General features: G+C 34.6%; 17 protein-coding genes and 1 pseudogene. 12 read left to right on the top strand and 6 right to left on the bottom strand.

Features of this window, described 5'->3' with window-relative positions:
• Positions 1–2,406: 2,406 nt before the first annotated feature.
• Both ACFINW_RS03555 and ACFINW_RS03550 read left to right on the top strand, forming a co-directional pair.
• Entirely contained in the window at positions 2,407–2,766 is a 360-nt protein-coding gene (locus tag ACFINW_RS03555) for a hypothetical protein (RefSeq protein WP_375630137.1), read from the top strand.
• A gap of 541 nt (positions 2,767–3,307) precedes the next feature.
• On the top strand, positions 3,308–3,673 hold the full coding sequence (locus ACFINW_RS03550; RefSeq protein ID WP_273724078.1) for a response regulator: 366 nt from the start codon (positions 3,308–3,310) through the stop codon (positions 3,671–3,673).
• 310 nt (positions 3,674–3,983) lie between these two features.
• Here ACFINW_RS03550 and rpsI read toward each other — a convergent pair whose 3' ends face one another.
• The gene (rpsI, locus tag ACFINW_RS03545) at positions 3,984–4,469 is read right to left on the bottom strand and encodes a 30S ribosomal protein S9 (protein ID WP_375630114.1); all 486 of its coding nucleotides are present in this window, start codon (positions 4,467–4,469) and stop codon (positions 3,984–3,986) included.
• 2 nt (positions 4,470–4,471) lie between these two features.
• Positions 4,472–4,936 (bottom strand): 50S ribosomal protein L13, encoded by a 465-nt coding sequence (gene rplM / locus ACFINW_RS03540; protein WP_015856544.1) that lies wholly within the window; start codon positions 4,934–4,936, stop codon positions 4,472–4,474.
• A 296-nt stretch (positions 4,937–5,232) separates the two neighbouring features.
• Between rplM and recJ the strand changes: the two genes are divergently transcribed.
• On the top strand, positions 5,233–7,017 hold the full coding sequence (gene recJ / locus ACFINW_RS03535) for a single-stranded-DNA-specific exonuclease RecJ (protein WP_375640501.1): 1,785 nt from the start codon (positions 5,233–5,235) through the stop codon (positions 7,015–7,017).
• Positions 7,018–7,034: 17 nt separating this feature from the next.
• Here recJ and parE read toward each other — a convergent pair whose 3' ends face one another.
• From parE to ACFINW_RS03515, 4 genes are all read right to left on the bottom strand, one after another.
• Positions 7,035–9,101, bottom strand: coding sequence for a DNA topoisomerase IV subunit B (parE, locus tag ACFINW_RS03530; RefSeq protein ID WP_375632404.1), 2,067 nt, complete (start codon positions 9,099–9,101; stop codon positions 7,035–7,037).
• 78 nt (positions 9,102–9,179) lie between these two features.
• Complete coding sequence (gene lipB, locus ACFINW_RS03525) at positions 9,180–9,917, bottom strand: lipoyl(octanoyl) transferase LipB (RefSeq protein WP_375630117.1); 738 nt, start codon at positions 9,915–9,917, stop codon at positions 9,180–9,182.
• Between the two features lie 147 nt (positions 9,918–10,064).
• Positions 10,065–10,916, bottom strand: coding sequence for a TPM domain-containing protein (locus ACFINW_RS03520; RefSeq protein WP_375611497.1), 852 nt, complete (start codon positions 10,914–10,916; stop codon positions 10,065–10,067).
• A complete protein-coding gene (locus ACFINW_RS03515) occupies positions 10,916–11,542 on the bottom strand; it encodes a LemA family protein (protein WP_375621420.1) in 627 nt (208 codons plus the stop codon). Before ACFINW_RS03515 ends, ACFINW_RS03520 begins: the two co-directional genes overlap by 1 nt.
• Before the next feature lie 419 nt (positions 11,543–11,961).
• Here ACFINW_RS03515 and ACFINW_RS03510 point away from each other — a divergent pair, with 419 nt between their 5' ends.
• From ACFINW_RS03510 to ACFINW_RS03470, 9 genes and pseudogenes are all read left to right on the top strand, one after another.
• A complete protein-coding gene (locus ACFINW_RS03510; RefSeq protein ID WP_375621419.1) occupies positions 11,962–12,738 on the top strand; it encodes a class I SAM-dependent methyltransferase in 777 nt (258 codons plus the stop codon).
• A 1,324-nt stretch (positions 12,739–14,062) separates the two neighbouring features.
• Complete coding sequence (hutH, locus tag ACFINW_RS03505; protein WP_375673799.1) at positions 14,063–15,601, top strand: histidine ammonia-lyase; 1,539 nt, start codon at positions 14,063–14,065, stop codon at positions 15,599–15,601.
• Positions 15,602–15,970: 369 nt separating this feature from the next.
• Positions 15,971–16,360, top strand: coding sequence for a hypothetical protein (locus ACFINW_RS03500; RefSeq protein WP_375673798.1), 390 nt, complete (start codon positions 15,971–15,973; stop codon positions 16,358–16,360).
• A 449-nt stretch (positions 16,361–16,809) separates the two neighbouring features.
• The gene (locus tag ACFINW_RS03495; RefSeq protein WP_375613124.1) at positions 16,810–18,192 is read left to right on the top strand and encodes an amino acid permease; all 1,383 of its coding nucleotides are present in this window, start codon (positions 16,810–16,812) and stop codon (positions 18,190–18,192) included.
• Positions 18,193–18,912: 720 nt separating this feature from the next.
• Positions 18,913–19,199 (top strand): annotated as a pseudogene (locus ACFINW_RS03490) (hypothetical protein); the annotation flags it as partial.
• The gene (locus ACFINW_RS03485; protein ID WP_375621416.1) at positions 19,186–19,401 is read left to right on the top strand and encodes a hypothetical protein; all 216 of its coding nucleotides are present in this window, start codon (positions 19,186–19,188) and stop codon (positions 19,399–19,401) included. The pseudogene ACFINW_RS03490 and the gene ACFINW_RS03485, both read left to right, overlap by 14 nt.
• Before the next feature lie 20 nt (positions 19,402–19,421).
• Positions 19,422–19,838: a hypothetical protein gene (locus ACFINW_RS03480; protein WP_375640487.1), complete on the top strand. Its 417-nt coding sequence runs from the start codon at positions 19,422–19,424 to the stop codon at positions 19,836–19,838.
• Positions 19,839–20,202: 364 nt separating this feature from the next.
• Positions 20,203–20,604: a hypothetical protein gene (locus tag ACFINW_RS03475; protein ID WP_375613121.1), complete on the top strand. Its 402-nt coding sequence runs from the start codon at positions 20,203–20,205 to the stop codon at positions 20,602–20,604.
• A 161-nt stretch (positions 20,605–20,765) separates the two neighbouring features.
• A complete protein-coding gene (locus ACFINW_RS03470; protein WP_375673796.1) occupies positions 20,766–21,215 on the top strand; it encodes a hypothetical protein in 450 nt (149 codons plus the stop codon).
• The last annotated feature ends 185 nt before the right edge of the window (positions 21,216–21,400 follow it).

The raw sequence follows: 21,400 nt of genomic DNA, 5'->3' as shown, positions 1-21,400 counted from the left end.
ATTGAGTGAAAATTCTATCGTACTGTAAAATATCGTTATTTATGCTGGCGGTATAGGGTATGTAAAATTTACACATGAGGATTTTTATTAGACATATTCATGCATAAAATCGGTTGTATTTCTATAGCTATGAGCAAAGAATTTACAACAGAAATCATAGAGTTAAATTTCTTGGTTTTAGATCAGTTTTAGTTTGAGTTTGGATGGCTGCTTGATGACACAAGCCAATTGTAAGATGGTATACAATATTAGTAGTGCTTTTTCCTCCGAGCAAAATTTACTTTTGTTGCGTTTATAGTGCTAAAAAACTGTCAAAGATGGGTAATTTTTAGATGTGTAGAATGTGGTTATTCGTGCGGATTTTGTTGGTGCATTCAATATATTATTACGTGGATGAGTTTTTGCTTAAACAATAAGAAAATTGACAGAATAAAGCTTTTAAGTTGCCTGATAGAAAGCTAAGAGCTGCGCTAAACAACATAATAGCAATTATCAAGAAAACAATCACATAGAGATTTTTCAGCATGCTGAGCAGTCAAAGTTCAGTTAATAATTGCTTGGAAATAAAAGGATTCACCAATCCAAGCAGGCAAAAACGATGGCAACGCAACTGAGCTCAATAACATAATTAAATATATTTCTTTGTTGCACTTATAAACCAATAAAATTATACTTAATTTTATTATGAATTTCTTATTTCATGTTACGATTTTATTTAATAGAAAGATAATTATTATGTAATATTTTTATTATTATTATAAACATTATTATTTAATTGAAAATATACAATTTAAATACATACAATATAAACATAATATATTTATATTATTTTAAATAGGTTATTTTAAAAAGTAATTAAATAATATATTATTTTGTAAAAAAATATTTTCTATTTTTTAATTATTAATAAGATCATTTTTCAATTTTTCTTAACAAGGATAAGAGAAAAATGAAGTTTTACATCCTCTTTTACAATAAATAAAAATGATACTTTAATCTTGTGTTGCTCTTTAAGCTTAGAGCTATACAGATGTTATTTCTTATCATTAATAAAACTAATGTGATTGATGGCGTAGAGATTACAAAGGGCTAAATTTTTTTCATGTAATTCATATCTTTTACAAGACTTTAAAAATAACACAGAAAAAATGAGAGAGGAAGGAATAGTGAACAAGAGTGATAAGCTTTTTCATTTTCTAGTGTTATGATTACTTTTGTATTTTACGGTTCATTCATTGTATATATGATCAATTCCAAAATTTTTATTTTAAGCTTATAGTGAATCTATATTTTTTTCTGTTATTGAAGTGTTGTAGTGATTGAGATTAAAATATCACAATAGTGAACACTCTGATTTAATAGAGAAGATTGTTTGCTAGCAAATAATCTATCCATATCAACGTTATTTAAATTTTTTTCAAAATATATATCTACGCTAATTTTCGTGATTGATATCTTTTCTAAGATGAAAAGGGGCATGAGCTGATTTGAATATCGATAAATTTTTCGTATCAACTCAAAAAATATACGATCATATAATTTTATGGCTATTCTAGATTATCATTTTGATAAACTGAAGAAGTATAACGATTAGCATTACAAAGGTTTGTGCAAAAATGCTTTTATTGGACATTATTAAATTTTTTATGATTTATATTTTAATCATTTTATCTTGGTTAGAAAGAAGGTGGACTCATTTTTATTTCTCTATTTTATCTTAAAATCGTGGAATTATATTAATGTTAGAAAGTTATAATTGTGGAAGACAATGAACTTTATTAAAATTATTCCATGTTCTGGTAGAAACGCATGGCTGTGAAAACGTTGAAATGTGTAATAGCTTATGGTATTAGATTTAGCGCATTCACCAAAGTTATCCCTTATCTTATCTAATTTAGCTTTTTCAATCAAAGAGTTAAGCTGGTTCTTACGCTAATTGTAGCTGGGGCAAATATTTTTTCTCAATCTATACTAAAGAAAAATATTTTATAAAAATATTTATTTTAATATATTATACAAAAAATAAAAACATTGTATGTAACTAAAAAAACAACATATTGATATTTTTTATATTATAAAATCATAATAATAGTTATGATAATAAAGCTAAATTTATAATAAAAACAATAAAATAACTTTATTTTAATATATTTTTATCTTTAAATTACTCAATGTAAATTACAAATAAAATAATTGACAATCCTTAAATAAACATGTAACGGATATATTGTAAGTGTAATATAATATAAAAATAACAATTAAAATAAAATTATTAATTGAATTTTGTATTATATTTTTATTATCAGAAGATAAATATACTTTATATATAGATAACGGAATGTTTTCTATTTAGAGGGGGCGGTAAAGAAAATTTATTTTACTAAATATTGTAATTAGGTGGTTATGATGAAAATATTCAAGTATTGTATAGTATGTTTTGTTGCAGTAGCGATTTTCTTTTCACAGATTTTAAGAGCTAATGCTGATTCTTTAAATGGTAGATTTCAAAATGCTGGTTTTATTTCTGTAATGACACAGGAAAATAGAGTTATTAAAGCTGTTGATATGGTTATTAGCCAGTTTGGAGGACAAGGGGGTGAGAAAAATGTCCAAAAAGTCGCGGGTTTAATGGGGATGGAGACAGCGATTTTTGCTTTAATCGCATATTTTGTATATTTCTTTACTAGAAAGCCGCCCAGTCCTAACAGAGAGACAGGTGGAAGAACATTCGATGCTTTTGCTCATAGTTCATGGGCTTTGAATTAAAAGATATTATCATTGATCAAATTTGAATTATGCTGTTATTGAATGTTTATATTAAATAAACCGTGTTATTTAATCACGGTTTATTTATTTTTTACTCTTAATGACATTGATAAGTTTATCTTTTTATATCATTAAGATATTGTTTTGTGGATGCCAGTATATGGCGCATTAAATTCAGCTAATCAGTTGCTTTTTAAATTTACTTAAATTTTTTCCTCTTCAAAATACGCGTTTGAGCTAAGTTTGTGGTTGATATTTTTTTATGATGAAAACGCGAATGCATTAATTGAGATATCCATAAACTTTGTATATCAACTCAAAAAATACAAGGTCACACAATCTTACGACTATTTGTGGGTTTTATGTTGATGAACTGAATAAGTATAGCGATGCGTCTTACAAATATTTGCAAAAATGCTTTTATTGGAATCTTTTAATCTCTTTGTGGTTTACAATTCATTTTATCATTTTATCTTAAGCAAAGAGAATGTGGATTCATTTCTATTTCTCTATTTTATCTGAGAAGGGTGGAGTTATACGAATGTCAAAAAAAGTCATGATCGTGGAAGATAATGAGCTTAATATGAAGTTGTTTCGCGATCTTGTAGAAGCGAGTGGTTATGAAACCGTTGAAACGCGTAATGGTCTTATGGCATTAGATTTGGCGCGTTCATCAATGCCATCTCTTATCCTTGTGGATATCCAGTTGCCAGAGGTCTCTGGAATAGATGTTATTAAACAATTAAAAGAAGATGAAGAACTTCGATCAATCCCCGTTGTTGCTGTAACAGCTTTTGCTATGAAAGGCGATGAGGAGCGAATTCGTGCCAGTGGGTGTGAAGAATATATGTCAAAGCCTATTTCTGTCCCTCATTTTATCACAATGGTAAAGCATTTCTTGGACTAAAGCTTGTTAAGTAATGATAGAAAAAATATTGAAAAGCTTATAAGATTGCTAAAGTCGTCGCGTAAATATTTTTGTGCTTTAGCACGTCGATATATTACAAGTTAGTAAAACAGATTTAAAAAATTGAAACTGAAGTTTTGAATTTTTTCGGTCTATTTTTCTTGCCTTTTATCTTAAGAGAAGAGGTTGTTTTGCATTCTTGTTTTTTCTAATCGGTATAGATTTGTTCCTACATTCATCTAAAAGTCTGTTTTAGCAGTTTAAAAAAGCCCCGTTTTTGTCCGAGGCTTTATGCATTGCAAAATTGAAATTAACGCTTTGAGAATTGGAAAGAACGACGTGCTTTTGCTTTACCGTATTTTTTACGTTCAACAACACGACTATCACGGGTAAGAAACCCACCTTTTTTCAAGATTGAGCGAAGTTCTGGTTCGTAATAGGTTAAAGCTTTGGAAATGCCATGGCGTACTGCGCCGGCTTGTCCAGAAAGACCACCGCCTGCAACGGTTGCAATAATATCAAATTGGGTATCCCTATTTGTTGCAACAATTGGTTGACGAAGAATCATTCTAAGAACAGGACGAGCAAAATATTTGTCAAATTCCTTATTGTTGATCGTGATTTTTCCAGAACCTGGTTTAATCCATACACGCGCAACAGCGTCTTTACGCTTTCCTGTTGCGTAAGCACGTCCTTGTGAATCAAGCTTCTGCATGTGAACAGGAACAACATTTTCATGTGTTTCTGTAATACTTGTTACTATGCTAAGCTCAGAAAGAGAATTAATTTCAGCCATAATCAAGCAATCCTTTTGTTTTTGCGGTTTAAAGCACCAACGTCAAGAGATTCAGGCTGTTGTGCTTCATGTGGATGTTGGCTTCCAGCGTAAACACGTAGATTCTTCAATTGACGGCGACCAAGAGGTCCACGAGGAATCATACGCTCTACCGCTTTTTCAATAACGCGTTCGGGAAAACGCCCCTCAAGAAGTTGACGTGCTGTACGTTGTTTGATTCCACCAATATAGCCGGTATGCCAATAATATTTTTTATCCGTATATTTTTTGCCAGTGAGAGCTATTTTATCTGCATTAATGACAATAACGTTGTCACCATCATCAACATGTGGAGTAAATGTAGCTTTATGTTTGCCACGTAAGCGGTTAGCAACAAATGTGGCAAGACGACCTAAAACAAGGTTTTCTGCGTCAATAATAACCCATTTTTTCACCACTTCAGTTGGCTTTTGTGAAAAAGTTGCCATAGAAGTATCCTTTATTCGAACCCTTTTAATATAAGGGAATTTTTACTGTTTTGCGTTGAAAATTGTTACCATAGCGAAATATTTAACGCATACTACTTGCTCTGATATAATGTCTTTTGATTGACGTCAAGAGAAAATAAAAACTTTATAAAACAATATGTTACAAGAAAGGTATTATAATACCCCATTAAAAGAAGTTTGTAGACCATTTAAACTTAAAATGAATGTTGCAAAAGACTATTTTATCTTTAACGCATGATTGTATTTTATCGTTCTTCATTATAAAATAAGAAATAATGCAGTGGTCTCGTTATTTTCTCAATGTTGAATCTTCTGCTTGTGGTCAAGCTTGGTTAGATGCCCTTGATGTTCAAGGGATAAATAACGCGCGCGCTATTTCTCAAAAATTTGGCTTTCCAGATCAGTTAGCTCGAGTACTTTCAGCAAGAGATGTGGATGAAGCTGAGGCTGTTGCTTTTATTAATCCAACATTACGTACGCTTATGCCTGATCCAGAAAGTTTTAGGGATATGCAATGCGCTGCAGAGCGTATTGTTAAGGCTCTTTTCAATCAAGAACAGGTTGCTGTTTTTGGTGATTATGATGTTGATGGTGCTTGTTCATCGGCACTCATAGCGCGTTTTTTTCGTTATTTTGGTATTGAAGTCAAAATTTATATTCCTGATCGTATTGTTGAAGGCTATGGTCCGAATGAACAAGCAATGAGGATGCTTGTGCAAGAAGGCGCTCGGTTAATTATCACTGTTGATTGTGGCGCAAACAGTCCTGATGCCGTAAAAGCAGCGAGGCTTGCTGGTGCTGATGTTGTGATTTTAGATCATCATCAAATGTCAGAGATTCATCAAGAAGCTGTTGCTCTTGTCAATCCTAATCGTCCTGATGATTTTTCTAAACAGGGGCATTTATGTGCAGCTGGCGTTGTTTTTGTTACGTTAGCTTGGGTTCATCATTTGCTGCGGAAAAAACAATTCCAAGGACCGCTGCCTGATCTTTTAAGTATGCTTGATCTTGTTGCATTGGCAACCATATGTGATGTCGTTCCATTACAGGGGGTTAACCGTGCTTTTGTGTTAAAAGGGCTTCAAGTTGCTCGTTCTATGCATAATCTAGGAATAACAGCTTTAACAAAGGTTGCACGAATAGGGGAGCCGCTTAATAGTTTTCATTTAGGTTTTTTATTAGGTCCTAGAATTAATGCAGGAGGGCGCATTGGTGATCAAGCTTTGGGAGCACGTTTGCTTAGCTGTGAGAATAAAGATGAAGCGGACAGAATAGCAGAACAATTAGATCGGCTTAATCAAGAACGACAAGAAATGGAGAATATTCAATTAGCACAAGCGGAATCCTATATTGCTTCTCTTTATCAAGGTCAAGAAATACCATTGTCACTTGTAATTTCTCATAAAGAATGGCATCCGGGGATTATTGGTATTCTTGCTTCCCGCCTCAAAGAGCGTTTTTTTTGTCCTGTTTTTGCTATTGCTTTGAAAGAAGATGGAAATGGCGTAGGGTCGGGACGCTCAATTAATGGTATAGATTTAGGAGCAATCGTTCGTGAAGCTGTTACATTAAATTTATTAGAAAAAGGAGGGGGACATAGTATGGCAGCAGGAATTACAATTCAATCAACAAAAATTGAAATTTTTCGAAAATGGCTAGAAGAAAAAGTTTCTTTAATGGTTTCACAGTTGCGTGCAAAAAAATCTCTTAGTATAGATGGTTCTCTTTCTGCTTCTGGTGTTAATGAAGCGCTGTTTGAATTGCTTGAAAAAGCAGGGCCATTTGGGGCAGGGAATGCAACACCTGTTTTTGTTCTTCCCTCTCATCGACTGGTGAATCTATCTGAAGTTGGTAAAGGACATCTTCGCCTCATTGTATCTAATGTTGAAGGAAAAAAACTACAAGGAATAGCTTTTCGTGCTGTAGGGACATCACTTGGTGATTTTCTTTTTGAAAATATTGGTGAAATGATTCATTTAGCTGGTCATCTTAGTTTGAATTATTGGAATGGAACGATCAATCCGCAACTGCGCGTGATTGACGCAGCTGCAGTGGTTTGAAAGGGATATTTTTTATATTAGATGTCTAGATTAGAAGCAAAAGTAGAGTTTTCTTGTATGAAACGAAATCGTGCTTCTGGTTTTGTTCCCATGAGACTTTCTACAGTCTTTTTCGTTTCTTGCATTTCCACGGCATCAATAGAAACACGAAGCAATGTACGTTTTTGAGGATGCATAGTCGTTTCTTTAAGTTGTTCTGCGCGCATTTCACCCAGCCCTTTAAAACGCCCGATTTCGATTTTAGCTTTTCCAGTAAATTCAGTTTTGAGCAATTCATCCTTATGAATGTCGTCACGAGCATAAGCAACTTTTCCTCCTTGCGATATTCTATAAAGGGGAGGGACGGCAAGATATAAATGTCCCTGATGAATAAGGTCAGGCATTTCCTGAAAGAAGAAGGTAATGAGCAGTGACGCAATATGAGCACCATCAACATCAGCATCTGTCATGATGATAATACGTTCATATCTGAGATCTTTTTCACGATACTTGGAGCGTGTTCCACATCCAAGAGCAAGGATAAGATCGCTAATTGTTTGGCTTGAGTTCATTTTTTCATGTGCAGCACTGGCGACATTTAAGATTTTACCACGAAGAGGTAAAATTGCTTGGTTTGCTCTATTTCTTGCTTGTTTAGCAGATCCTCCTGCAGAATCCCCTTCAACAATGAATAGTTCAGCACCCAAAGCATGGTTCTGGCTACAATCTGCAAGTTTACCGGGCAGACGTAATTTACGGACAGCAGTTTTTCGACTTATTTCTCTATCTTGGCGTCGTCTAACACGTTCTTCAGCACGTTCGATAACCCAATCGAGAAGTTTTGTTGCTTCTTGTGGGGAATTTGCTAACCAATGATCAAAAGGATCCCGGATTGCATTCTCAACGATACGCTGTGCTTCAATGGTTGCTAATCGATCTTTTGTTTGTCCAACAAATTCAGGGTTACTGATAAAGACTGAAAGTATTGCGGCTGTTGAAATCATAATATCGTCAGACGTAATAATCGTTGCGCGCTTGTTTCCTATTAACTCAGCGTAGGATTTCAATCCACGCAAAAGAGCTTGACGTAATCCTATTTCATGTGTTCCGCCTTCTCCTGTAGGAATCGTATTGCAGTAAGATTGCACACAAGAATCACCACCATGCCAAGCGATAGCCCACTCAACGGAGCCATGGCCATTATTGTGTTGTGTTTTGCCAGAAAAAATTTCTGACGTTACTCGATATTCATCTTTTAGTGACGAAAGTAAATAGTCTTTAAGCCCATCGGGAAAATGAAAAACAGCTTTTTCAGGAATATTTTTTGCGCCTTCAAGTATGACGGGATCACAAGACCAGCGAATTTTTACGCCACCAAAAAGATAGGCTTTGGAGCATGTCATCTTATAGATTTTTTCTGGATCAAAAGCTGCTTTTTCACCAAAAATTTCATGATCAGGATGAAAACGAACGCGCGTACCACGACGATTATAAACATCTCCCAGATCTTCCAATCCAGATTGAGGAATACCGCGTGAGAAACGTTGGCGGTAAAGTTTTCGTTCTCGTGCAACTTCAACTTCCATATCATCAGAAAGAGCATTGACGACAGAAATTCCTACTCCATGAAGTCCACCTGCAGTTTGATAAGCCTTTCCATCAAATTTTCCCCCTGAGTGGAGTTGTGTCATAATAACTTCAAGAGTCGATTTCTCAGGCATTTGAGGATGATTTTCAACAGGAATACCGCGTCCATTATCTGTAACGGTTATATAACCGTTCCTATCTAATGAGACCTCAATAGAATCTGCATAACCCGCAACAGCTTCATCCATCGCGTTATCAATAATTTCGGCAAATAAATGATGAAGCGCTTTACTGTCTGTTCCACCAATATACATTCCAGGGCGTAAACGTACGGGCTCTAACCCCTCAAGAACTCGAATAGAGAGAGCATTATAGTCATCTTCTTGCGTATCTTTTGCACTTTTTCTTGAAATCATCGCGTTTGATTTCATTGGAGACTGCAGAGTGTTTTCTTTTGTATTTACCCGAGATTGGGCTTTATTTAAAACACTAAAAAGATCCTTTTTGTTATCGCTCATAGCGTTTAACTATCCACCTCATAAAATATTTCATTAAAATAAATTTTATGCCTGTTTTTTATTTAAAAATCAATGCACTTAGGAAACATCGATTGTTGGACCAAAAATTTTTTCAAAAGCGTGTTTGAGAGCAATATCAATATCATGCATTGCTACAGAGTACCCTAGATCAAGAAAGCTTGTTACACCGTGGTTTGTAATTCCACAAGGAACAATTCCTGAATAATGGGCTAAATTAGGATTAACATTGATAGAAACTCCATGAAAACTTATCCATTTGCGCACTCGAATGCCAATAGCTGCAATTTTATTTTCAGAAGAAAGATCATTTTGTTTTGATGGGCAATGAGGCTGTTTAATCCAGACACCAACGCGATCTTCTCGTCGTTCGCCTTTAATATTAAAATTTGCAAGCATCTGTATGATCCATTCTTCTAATGCACTAATGAAAGCACGAATGTCTTGTTTTCGGCGTTTAAGATCAAGCATGATATAAGCAATACGCTGTCCTGGACCGTGATATGTAAATTCACCTCCACGTCCTGCTTCATAAACAGGGAATAAATTAGGTGCCAAAAGATCTTTTTTATTTGCACTCGTTCCCGCTGTATAAAGGGAAGGGTGTTCAAGAAGCCAAACTTGTTCATGCGCGGTTTTTGCAAGAATTTTTTCTACACGTTCTTGCATATAACGCAGAGCTTCAGGATACTCAATCAGATGATCGCTTATTTTCCATTCGACGGGTGGATTTTCTAGAATTGCATTAAAATGATGTGATAAGTGATTACGATCTGTATGTTTCAATTCACATGTCATGGGTAATATTTATCTTGATGTTTGAGTTTGTATTGTAATCAATAAAAGTGATTACAGAGTAAGGTATAGAATTGTTGAATAAAAGAGAATACGTTCATAAAATTTTATCTTAAGAAGATTTGCTACGCTTAAAAATCCACGTTCCTTTTACCATCTTCCTGTTGCACCGCCACCACCTGATGATCCACCACCACCCCTAAATCCCCCTCCACCTCGAGGACCTCCGAACCTTCCACCAGGATATCTGCCACCGGCACTTAAGTTAAGAAACCAAGGTGTGAAGATGATCCCCAGCCAGAGATACTTTTGTGGCCCCACTTTTTTACCAAAAATCATTGCAAGAATAGGAAGACCAAACATTATAAAAAAGGCTAAAAACATAATTGCATTGATTACCATTTCTTCTTTTTCAGCTTGTTTACGTTGTTCTTCAACGATTTTAGCTTTTTCTTTGATGCGAAAAGTAAAATCAGAATCACTTTCTGTAATAACTTTGATAATTGCATCAACTGCTTCAGCAATTCCTTTTTGATAATTTCCTTCGCGAAAATTAGGAATCATGAAGCTATTAATAATGACAGAGGAAAGAGCATCTGTTAGCTCTCCTTCCAAACCATATCCAACTTCGATACGTGCTGTGCGTTCATTCGGTGCAATGACCAGTAATACACCATTATTGATCTTCTTTTGGCCTAATCCCCATGTACGAAAAAGAGAATTGCTGTACGTTTCTATATCGTTGCCCGAAAGAGTAGGGAGTGTTACAAGAACAATTTGATCTCCCGTTTTCTCTTCGAGTGCTGCCAGTTTTTTTGTTAAGTCTTCCTTGGTTGCATTATCGAGCAAATGAGCCACATCATTAACATAACCTGTTAAATGAGGAAATTTTATTTGCGAACAAGCGATACTTCCCAATGCAGCAACTAAATACAGAGAGCAGATAAAAGCCCATAATTTTGGAAATACAATACGTTGCAAAGAGTATCGAAATGATTTCATTAATTAAAATTAACCTTTGGTGTTTGTTGGCTATCTGTATCGATGGTAAAAGTTGGCATGGGTTTAGCATCGCGAAACCATAACTTTGCCCAAATCATCGTCGGCATTGTTTTGAGTGCAGTATTGTAGGCACGTACTGTTTCAATATAATCGCGGCGCGCAACGGAAATACGGTTTTCTGTTCCTTCTAATTGTGATTGAAGAGCAAGAAAGTTTTGGTTTGCTTTAAGATCCGGATAGTTTTCAACAACAGCCATAAGTCGCGAAAGTGCACTTGATAAATTTGCTTGATTTTTGAGATATTGCTGCATAATTTCTGGATTATTCAACATATCTGCATTAATGTTGACTTGTGTTGCTTTAGCACGTGCTTCAATTACATTTGTGAAAACACTTTGTTCATGAGCTGCGTAAGCTTTAACTGTTTCTACAAGATTGGGGATGAGATCTATACGACGTTGATATTGATTGAGCACTTCACTCCATGCTGCATGTGCTTTTTCTTCATTTGTTGGTATCGTATTAAATCCGCACCCACTTAAAAATGGCACTAACCATGCCAAAAGAATCACGATTGGAAATTTTTTTAATATTTTAAACATTGAAGAAGTTTGTACATTTAACATAAAGATGTCTCCACAGATATTTTATGTATTATATAGGGTTTATTTTCTTGGTGGAAAGTATTTTGAACTTTATAAACAGGCGTATTTATCAATAAATTGATATCTCTCTGCGTTTTAGGTACGCTTAAGTGACTTGTTGATATTAAAATAATAATAGTAATATAGATGTCATCTTATAAAAGATCAATAATATTAATATTAATTATTATTACAGAAAATTATATTATTTTCGTAGGAGTTTTGGGTTTCAAAATGTGCAGATAATAACTGGAAAAGAGAAAAATGTAAGGATCAATTTTATAGAAAAATAGAAGGTAAGGGCAGTTCCTATTTTCTTCCTTTAGAAGTTATGCTTAACGTATTGGATAAAAAGACTTTTAATTATGTATATCAGCAACTGTAAGGAGAGACAAAGTCCTATGATAGAAAGTGTTCAGCGGCAAAGTGAAAAGTTTGATGGATTGGCTAATGATTATGATCGTTATCGTCCTCGCTATCCCCTTACTTTATTTAAAACCATGCTCTTTCCTTTTAAGAACAAAAAGAATTTGTCCATCGTGGATATAGGCGCTGGGACAGGCATCGCATTAGAGGGGATTGTTAAATTTTTAGGCAACGAGCATCAATATCATGCTATTGATGTATCGGAAGATATGATTAAGCAGGGACGAAGAAAATTTCCGAACGTGCGGTGGTATCAGGGCCGAGCCGAAGATCTATTGCCTCAAATAGGCAAGGTAGATCTTATCGTTGCAGCGCAGGCATTTCAATGGATGGATCGCCCTAAATTGCTTTGCGTTATTTCAGATCAACTTCGGGTCAATGGTGTCATGGCGGTTATTCAAAATAATCGTGATTTCAAGCATAGCGAATTTCTAGAGGCTTATGAGACATTGTTAGAGAAGATGAGTCCAAATTATTCCCGTTATTATCGTAATTTTGATTTTTTACAGGAAATGAGTGATGGCTTTGGGGTAGATCCAGAAAAGATTTCTTTTCATACGCACAATTGGACGATGATGATCCCATCTGAAGCTTTTATTGGAATGAGCCGCTCTTCAACGCAAGTGCAACGCGCTATTGCTTGCTATGGGGAAGAATATTTGCGGCAATTGGTCGCATTGATAAAGAAATATGAAGTGCAAGGCAATTTGGAGCTTTTGTATCAAAGTGAGCTCTATATGTATGCAGGATAATCCGATATCGATGATTGCTTTTGCTCTTTTAACACATCAGAGTGGGCGGTATTCAGAAAATTAACGCCTTATTAAGTCAGACTTTGAGAGAGAAAGGTTTTTTCTTCTTCAGCATTCACATTGACATCTTATTACCGCTGATTTTCATTGTTCATTTAATATGAGAGAGTTTAAATAGAAAACTTATGCTCTGCATTATAGCATCGAAGCGCTTTCTTTACTGCAGTTTAACAACAGATTATTTTATAAAATGGAAAGAGGTAGATTGAATAGAAATGTTTGATAATTCTTTGTTTTTATGATTGCTTTTTATTATTAAATGAGAGTGTTTTTAATAAATTTTGACAAAAATAACTGAAAAAGTACAAAAAATTATCATAATCAGAAATTTGTAGTAAAAAAGGTAATGGCTTGGAAGAACCTTAAAAAAACAACTCATTTTGAAATTATCTCTAAATTTAGATTCAGTATAACAAAAAAGTAAAATATAAATATGCTATATGAAGCATTTCTCTGTTTAAAAGATATAATATAAAACAATATATTAATTATTTTTTTTTGATATAAGAAAACTTCTTTTATTTTCTATTTTAAATAACGGGTTAGGCCGATTCTTATGTGGTTTTATTGAAGATGTGTTTTTCAAGATTTAATCTGGCGCTTTAAATACAATTTTAGAAGTGGCAAATAAGCTCAATTTCTTCTCTGTTGTGATGTGTTGAATAAGTTTTTTAATTTTCTATAGAGTTTAATTTTTGCAATCATGATAGATTGTGACAGCTATCTATTTAAGATTTTTATAAGTTTAGTAGGAATAGCTTGATGATAAATCCATTGAGTTCTCCATCTTTACGCTTCATAAAAGAATAAGCCTGCACCATCACACACTTTGTCATTTCCCAATGTTGTGACAGCTCTTGACACGGCTCATAAGAGGAGTAGTCCTTTTTTGTACAGTTTATCCATACGCCAATTTCGCTTATGACGTGCAAGCGAATGGTTTTGATTGATTCAACATACACAGATTTGGAATGAGAGAGTCTAAAGATATTCCGCTCTCTCATTTAATATGAATCATGCTAGATTATAATTATAAATTAATGCGTTATCTATTTTTAAAATCCATGACCTTGGTTGTGTTTGTCAATATTTCATTTTCATTTTCATTTATCGTCAACTATTCTACTTTTGGATAATAACTCCATTGTAAGGAATACCTTTAAGAAAGCATTCTCGCTTTAAAGAGTCGTTATAGTTTTTTTTGTTTTATAGAAGGATCAATAATGCTAAACGTTATACTTTGATAAAAAAAAGAAAGTAAATTATGACTATTATACTGAAACCGAGCGAGGTGACGCTTAGTGAGCTTGCAGCTATTTATTTTAATGGTGAAGTAAGTAAACTTCATAATGACACGCATTTAGCTATCGAGAAAGGGGCTCAGCGCATTGCTGAAATTGCTGCTGGAAGTGAGCCTGTGTACGGTATTAATACTGGTTTTGGGAAGTTGGCTTCCATTAAAATTGATGCGGACGATGTCGCTGTTTTACAGAGAAACCTTATTTTGTCCCATTGTTGTGGGGTAGGAGAGCCTTTAGCTGAAAATATTGTGCGTTTGATAATGAGCTTAAAGCTTATCTCTTTAGGAAGAGGGGCTTCAGGAGTTCGTCTAGAATTGGTAAATTTGCTGGAAAATATGCTTGCAAAAGGCGTCATTCCTGTCATCCCTGAAAAAGGGTCTGTTGGCGCTTCCGGTGATCTCGCCCCACTTGCTCACATGGCGGCTGTTATGATGGGAGAGGGAGAAGCATTTTTTAAAAATATTCGTATGAGTGGAGCAGCTGCGTTAGAAAAAGCGGGATTGTCCCCTATTATTTTAAAGGCAAAGGAAGGTCTCGCTCTTATTAATGGGACTCAAACCTCAACAGCCCTTGCACTTGCCGGTCTTTTTCGAGGTTATCGGGCATTGTGTGGTGGATTGCTGGCAGGAGCTTTGACAACAGATGCCCTCATGGGGTCAACGGCGCCATTTCATCCTGATATCCATATTTTACGAGGACATTATGGGCAGATTGCCGTATCGAAAACATTAGAAAAACTTGTAGAGAATTCAGAAATTCGTGCAGCACATCTACGGGGTGATGAGCGTGTACAAGATCCTTACTGTATACGTTGCCAGCCACAGGTGATGGGGGCATGTTTTGATATTTTGCTGGCAGCAGCAAAAACACTGATTATTGAAGCAAATGCTGTTACAGATAATCCTTTGATTTTAAGGAATGGTGAAGTTGTATCAGGTGGGAATTTCCATGCAGAACCTGTAGCATTTGCTGCTGATCAGATCGCTCTTGCTTTATGTGAAATAGGATCTATTTCTCAGCGGCGTATTGCTCTTATGGTTGATCCAGCTGTTTCTTATGGACTTCCAGCTTTTTTAGCGCATAATCCAGGTCTTCATTCAGGTTTTATGATCGCTGAAGTAACAGCAGCAGCTTTAATGTCTGAAAATAAGCAAATGGCCTATCCTGCTTCCGTTGATTCAACACCTACTTCAGCTAATCAAGAAGATCATGTTTCAATGGCTTGCCATGGAGCGCGTCGGTTATTGGTCATGAGTGAAAACCTTTTTACACTTATTGGCATTGAAACGCTTGTTGCGGCACAAGGAATTGAATATCGTGCACCTTTAAAAACAAGTACTTTTTTGCAATCTGTTATGGAATGTTTACGAAAAAATGTTGCTTCTCTTAAGGAAGATCGCTATCTGGCTCCAGATCTTCATCAAGCACATATACTTGTGCGTGAAGGGCACTTATTATCTGTTTTACCAGAAACAATTTTTCCTTCATTAAGTTTTCAATAGTATTTGTTTTAAGGTCAATGCTGAAGGGGGGATATTGAATTTTGAAACTTCCTCATATGAAAATATAGAGGAGCAATACTATATTTGAATTATTTAATAAATTATATATTTATTACTGTATATATCTGATTTTTGTAGTTAACTAGATATTTTGTTATTTTATAGAAACTATAAAATTAAAGCACCTATATTTTCTGATTTATATCAGAAATTTTAATATAAGTTAAATAATATATACGAATTATATATTCGTGATATTGTATTTTTATAAATATAAATTATGATATATGTATTGTATCAAGTAAAAATAAAATTTTTATTTTATATTCTTCTTATTTTTTAATACTTTATGAATTTTATAGTTCATTTTTGATATTTAAAATAAAAAAGGAGAAAAGAATGTTTAAAAGTGCTAAATTATGTGTTTCAATAACAGTTCTTTTTTTCTCTCAAATTCTTGAGATTCATGCAAATTTTAGGAGAGCTAGCTTTCCAGAGGAAGTTTTCATTATGATAGTGGCTCAAGAGAAAGAGCCTCTTATTTCAGCGAAAAACAAAGATTTTATTGCTATCTCAGGGCAAATTCCCAGAGGTAATGAGAACGCTATCATCGGACCAACAATCAAAGATGCTCTTTTTATCGTATATTTTTTTTTCATTGGAAAGCTTGTCGTTAAGGCAGCTGGAGTCCTTAAAAGATGGGTTGTAGATAAATTTTCTCATGCTTTTGAAGAATTGCGAGATTCGTATTATCATTGATTGAGCTATTCAATTGGCATAAAAAGTTTGTTTTATGGGCTTAAAGAAAGTTTGCTTAAAGTAACAAAAAATTAATTTTATGCGTAGTTAATGTGTTTGTTATGAATTTTTAGGCTTCTATTTCAGTGCACCGAAATAGAAGCCTAAAAGTTTAGCTTACATTAAGGTTAATTTTCTCTGTAAAAAACTATAGAATACGAAATGAATTAAATGACAATTGTGAAAAAATTCATTATCACTTTATTTGAATAAAATAATACGAAATTGTAGGCTATAAAAGCTGAATAATTCGCAATAAAAGTATTTTTTCATTGTTTAGAGCAAAGTGTTGGACTGGCTGGTCTTCGATGTTTTTTGAAATATATTTGTGAAAGAAACATGAGGCTTTATTTATCATAGGGCTGTTATCGTGGTGTGGATTGTCAGCATTTCAAAAAGTAAGGAAAGAAATGGCAATAAATGAACTGAAACGGGGTATGAGTAAGCGCCAAGTTATTTTTTTAGCTCTTGGTTCTGCTATTGGAACAGGTCTTTTTTATGGGTCTGCACAGGCAATTAAGCTTGCGGGTCCCAGTGTTTTGATTGCCTATTGTATTGCTGGTTTAGCTATTTTTATGGTTATGCGGGCTCTAGGAGAGATGATACTTCATAATCCATTGCCTGGTTCTTTTGCTCGTTATGCGGCAAATTACATATCACCATTAGCAGGTTTTTTAACGGGATGGACATATGTATTTGAGATGATTCTTGTTGGTTTGGCTGATATTACAGCTTTTGCGACTTATATGGGGTTTTGGTATCCTGATGTTGCTCCTTGGGTATGGGCACTGAGTATTACATTAATCATCACAGGTATTAATTTAGCGGCTGTAGAAGTCTATGGTGAACTAGAGTTTTGGCTATCTTCTATTAAAGTTATCGCTATCATTGCGATGATTATTTTAGGAATAGCAATTATTTTTTGGGGGTGGGGTGAAGGTGCAGATTTTTCTACTGTTACTGTTCATAATTTATGGAAAAATGGTGGACTTTTTCCCAATGGTTGGTTTGGTTTTTTAGCTTGCTTTAGTGTTGTTGTTTTTGCTTTTGGTGGCATAGAAATCATTGGCATGGCAGTTATGGAAGTTCAAAACCCTCATCAAACGATTTCAAAGGCAATTAATTCTACTCCAGTTCGTATTTTGCTTTTTTATGTCATGACGTTAGCTATTTTAATGTCTCTTTATCCTTGGAATGAGATTGGTCTTATGGATAGCCCTTTTGTATCCATTTTTGAAAATCTTGGGATTTCGTATGCAGCAAATATTTTAAATATTGTTGTTGTTACAGCGGCTATTTCAGCAATGAATAGTGGAATGTATGGTGCTTGTCGTATGATCCATGGTTTATCGCAGGAAGGTTATGCTTTAAAAAAGTTTCAATATTTATCAAAAAATGGTATACCAGTTTTTGTTATTTTGATGATCTTCGGTATCTTTCTTCTTGGTGCTGTCCTTAATTATTTTTATCATGAAAAGCTTTTTTTTCTTATTGCCGCAATGGCAACATTTGCGACAGTTTTTGTTTGGATGATGATTCTACTGTCACAATTTTTTATGCGAATTAAGATGCCTAAAGAAGCTCAGAATGGTTTAAAATTTCCCATTCCATTTTGGCCAATAGGATCGATTTTTTCTATTTTATTTATGGTTTTTATTTTTATTCTCCTATGGTATTTTGATGAGACACGACCAGTTTTAATTATAGGTGTTATTTGGATTGCTTGGCTTGTTATTTGTTTCTATGCACTTAAACTTTATAATTTTAAGCAAAAGAAGCTGAATAAAATGTGAATAGAGAAAAAACTCAAAACAAATAGCTGATGTCATCAGGAGAACAGGTGTTTGATTGTTTTCTCTAAAGGTTAGAACAATCTAGATTGAAAAAATCTGCTCGTTATTATTTTGCTTTGGAAGTTTTTGTGAGCCATTGCTTACGGTAACGACCAAATCATATAAATATTAGACGTTTTTTGATGGTGAGCTGTGCCATCAATATAAGTCTTTCAGGTTAAAATGCCTAACAGCGCAAATAGATTTTACCAGATACAAGATTATAGGCAGATATCTTTTTCTAAACGTATTAATGAAGTTCTGTTTTACAAGAGAAGTTATTGTAAGAATTGTTTTTTAAGCTCTTTAAAAAATTGGTTGCTTAAATTTTGTTGTTTAGAAAATTACTATTGCTTTTAGAAACGAAGATAAAGTTCTTTATGTATTTTTTCTCAAAGAGGATTGGCGTTGGTAGAAAATAGTGGATAACAAAGTTACATGAGGCATTGTATCATTGTTTTTACAAAAACTTTAATAAACAGCAGCAAGGTATTACAATAAAATCTCATAGAAGAGTAAATTAAAGAGAACAATGAACGTGTGACAGTTTTACGATTCTTATTGCTTTCACAAGAGGAAGGATCAAACTTATTTTTTTAATATTGATACAAGAGTAATTTTTATCACAAGTGGAGGCGGACAAAATGCACTCCGCAACTGTATTTCGGTGCAAAATTATTCAATATTACCATAAAAGGTGCTCAAGAACACTACGATCAGCAAAAACAGTCGTCATCAAGTGGCTTTTTGCATGAGAAATCGTCCGATAGCTCTGAACACACACAACAACAATTCTCTCTATCCTTGAGGCAACAGGCAATGTTGATATGGATGTACAATGAGATGCTACGATTATTGCTTCTCATCTGATTTCTGGTCAAGATATCAATGTAATGGGGGAAAGTATGACGATTGTTGGCATGACAGACCATCATAGCAGCCATTCACAGACGCATGAAACAGGTTTTTGATGGGCATAGATTTGACTTTGTAAGCAGAATTATTGGCGGCAATGACTATACTTACGAGACAGCACCTGCTGATAGTAACTGGTGGACAGAATGGTGGAGAGTGATCATGAATCCCATAAGCTCCCATACCTGTCTTGGAGATGCGGGTCCGAAATGCCAAAAGTTTTATGGCACATCTCATTTAGAACAAAAGCCTTGAATTAAATCATGGAGGAAAAAATGAAACAAACCTTAAAATTATTAAGTGCGATAATTCTATTGGGTATAGCTGGGTGCCAGTTTAATAAACCTCCTCTAGGAGAGGTGGCTACGTGGGAGAAAAATGGTGTTACTGATTTTACAGAGATAGGAAAAGGCTTGTTAGAATGTGGTATGCCAACTCCTTATGATGTCGATCCAGAAAATAGAAAGCAGAGCATCAATGCAAAAGCAACAATTTATGCTTGCATGCTTCAATCAGGTTTCCGCTATAAAGATGAAGAGGTAGCAAGAGCGGGTGGGCCATGTTATACTTTTAGAGCCGAAAACTTGCCGATTTGTCGTTCAGGCGCTGTCATCCCGAGGCGCAGTGTCAAGAAGCGCTTGAACAGCCCTTTTTGTAAAAAATATAAAAATGCACCTGAATGCAAACCTTAAGTCTTGCTGTTTGTGACGATCACAATCCCTACCTTCATGTTTCTCATACCCGTACGCGGGGGGGGCTTAATTCAGCATGTCAATGCTATTTATTTATGGGTACCACAACTGTTGGCGCAATAATATAAAATATCTATTTTGGTTGTAATCAAAATATTGATAATAATTATAAGCATATCGTTGATAGATAGATGATTTTAGTAATAATTTTACCGTATTTTTGATATAATAATTATGGCATAATCTTCGGAAAGATAAAATAATATAGGTTGATAATGTTCATCATTGTTTTGGAAATAAAAAACAGTATGTAAAATAATTTATAGATTGTTTCGTAATATCAAAATTACTCAAGGATAGGAAAATGAAGCAGATTTTAAAATTATTAAGCGGGATAACCTTATTTGTTATGGCTGGATGCTACCCTGAGCAGCCTTCTCGAACAGCTGTAGATGCATGGGAAAAATCCGGTGCTGATCAGCTTGAGATCAAAAAAGCTCTGTTAGAATGTGGAATACAGCATCTTGATGGTCGTCTTGATACAGAAACAAGTACTGATGAGAAATTCAATGCTGAGGAGTCTGTGAATGCATGTATGATCCAAGCAGGTTTCCAAGATAAATTGGGAAGAATGAAGTGGTGTGAGAAATATAAAAATCTTCCAATTTGTCAGCCTGATGCAGTTATTCCTCAGCGAAGTGTAGAGAGGCGTTTGAATAGTCCTCATTGTGAAGAGCATAAAGAACAACCTGAATGTCAACCTTAAGTATTGAGGCTGCTGTAATCAAAAATCCTTCCATTCTTGTTTTTGCATGGGGGGTGGGATTGTTTCTTCAATATCTATATGCTAACAAAAGTCATCTTGCGTGTGAGAAAATATTAGAAGATTTATCAGTCTTTCTATCGTAAATATTGACGGAGGGGGAAATGAAAAAAACATTGAAATTATTGATTGCTATAATTTTATTAAGCTCTGCTGGGTGTATTAGCAAACCTCCCCCATCGACGTTAGAATTATGGGAAAAGTCTGGTGTCAGTAAGTCTATGGTCCAACAAGCACTGTCAAAATGTGGTTGGAAACCAATCTACGCTTCTTCTAAAAATATGGATTCGCGTGCAAGTGATTTTGCAGCAGTTTATGAGTGCATGACTAAAGCAGGTTATCGGTACAAATTACAAGATTCAAAGGGAATCTATTTTTCATCAACGCCGCGAAGTGATTCATTTTTAGTCAATTTAATGGTAGCAGGGTATCAGCAGGTTATGGACAATGATACTTTTGGTGTAACCAATTCGACAAAACAAGAGCGAGATTTGATGTTACGTTTTGAAAATGATAAAAAGCGCCAGAAAATAAAAAAAGCTTTGCACAAGTGATCATCAACAGTAGAACGTTAATTTTTAAAGCAATAATTAAATAAACATATTAAACGGGAGAAGAGAGAAATATAGCTCTTTTGTCTCTAATGTAGTTATATTCATCAGCTACGAGATTGGCAATAGTGTTGTTGTCAGATGATGCTAGCCGAGGAGAGTGAGTTGTTGTTTAGAGAAATTTATTC

It is taken from the genome of Bartonella sp. AA18HLJMS (assembly GCF_042197245.1).
Taxonomy (GTDB): domain Bacteria; phylum Pseudomonadota; class Alphaproteobacteria; order Rhizobiales; family Rhizobiaceae; genus Bartonella.
The sequence above is the reverse complement of the archived record's forward strand: the minus strand, read 5'-3'. Positions and strand labels throughout refer to the sequence as shown.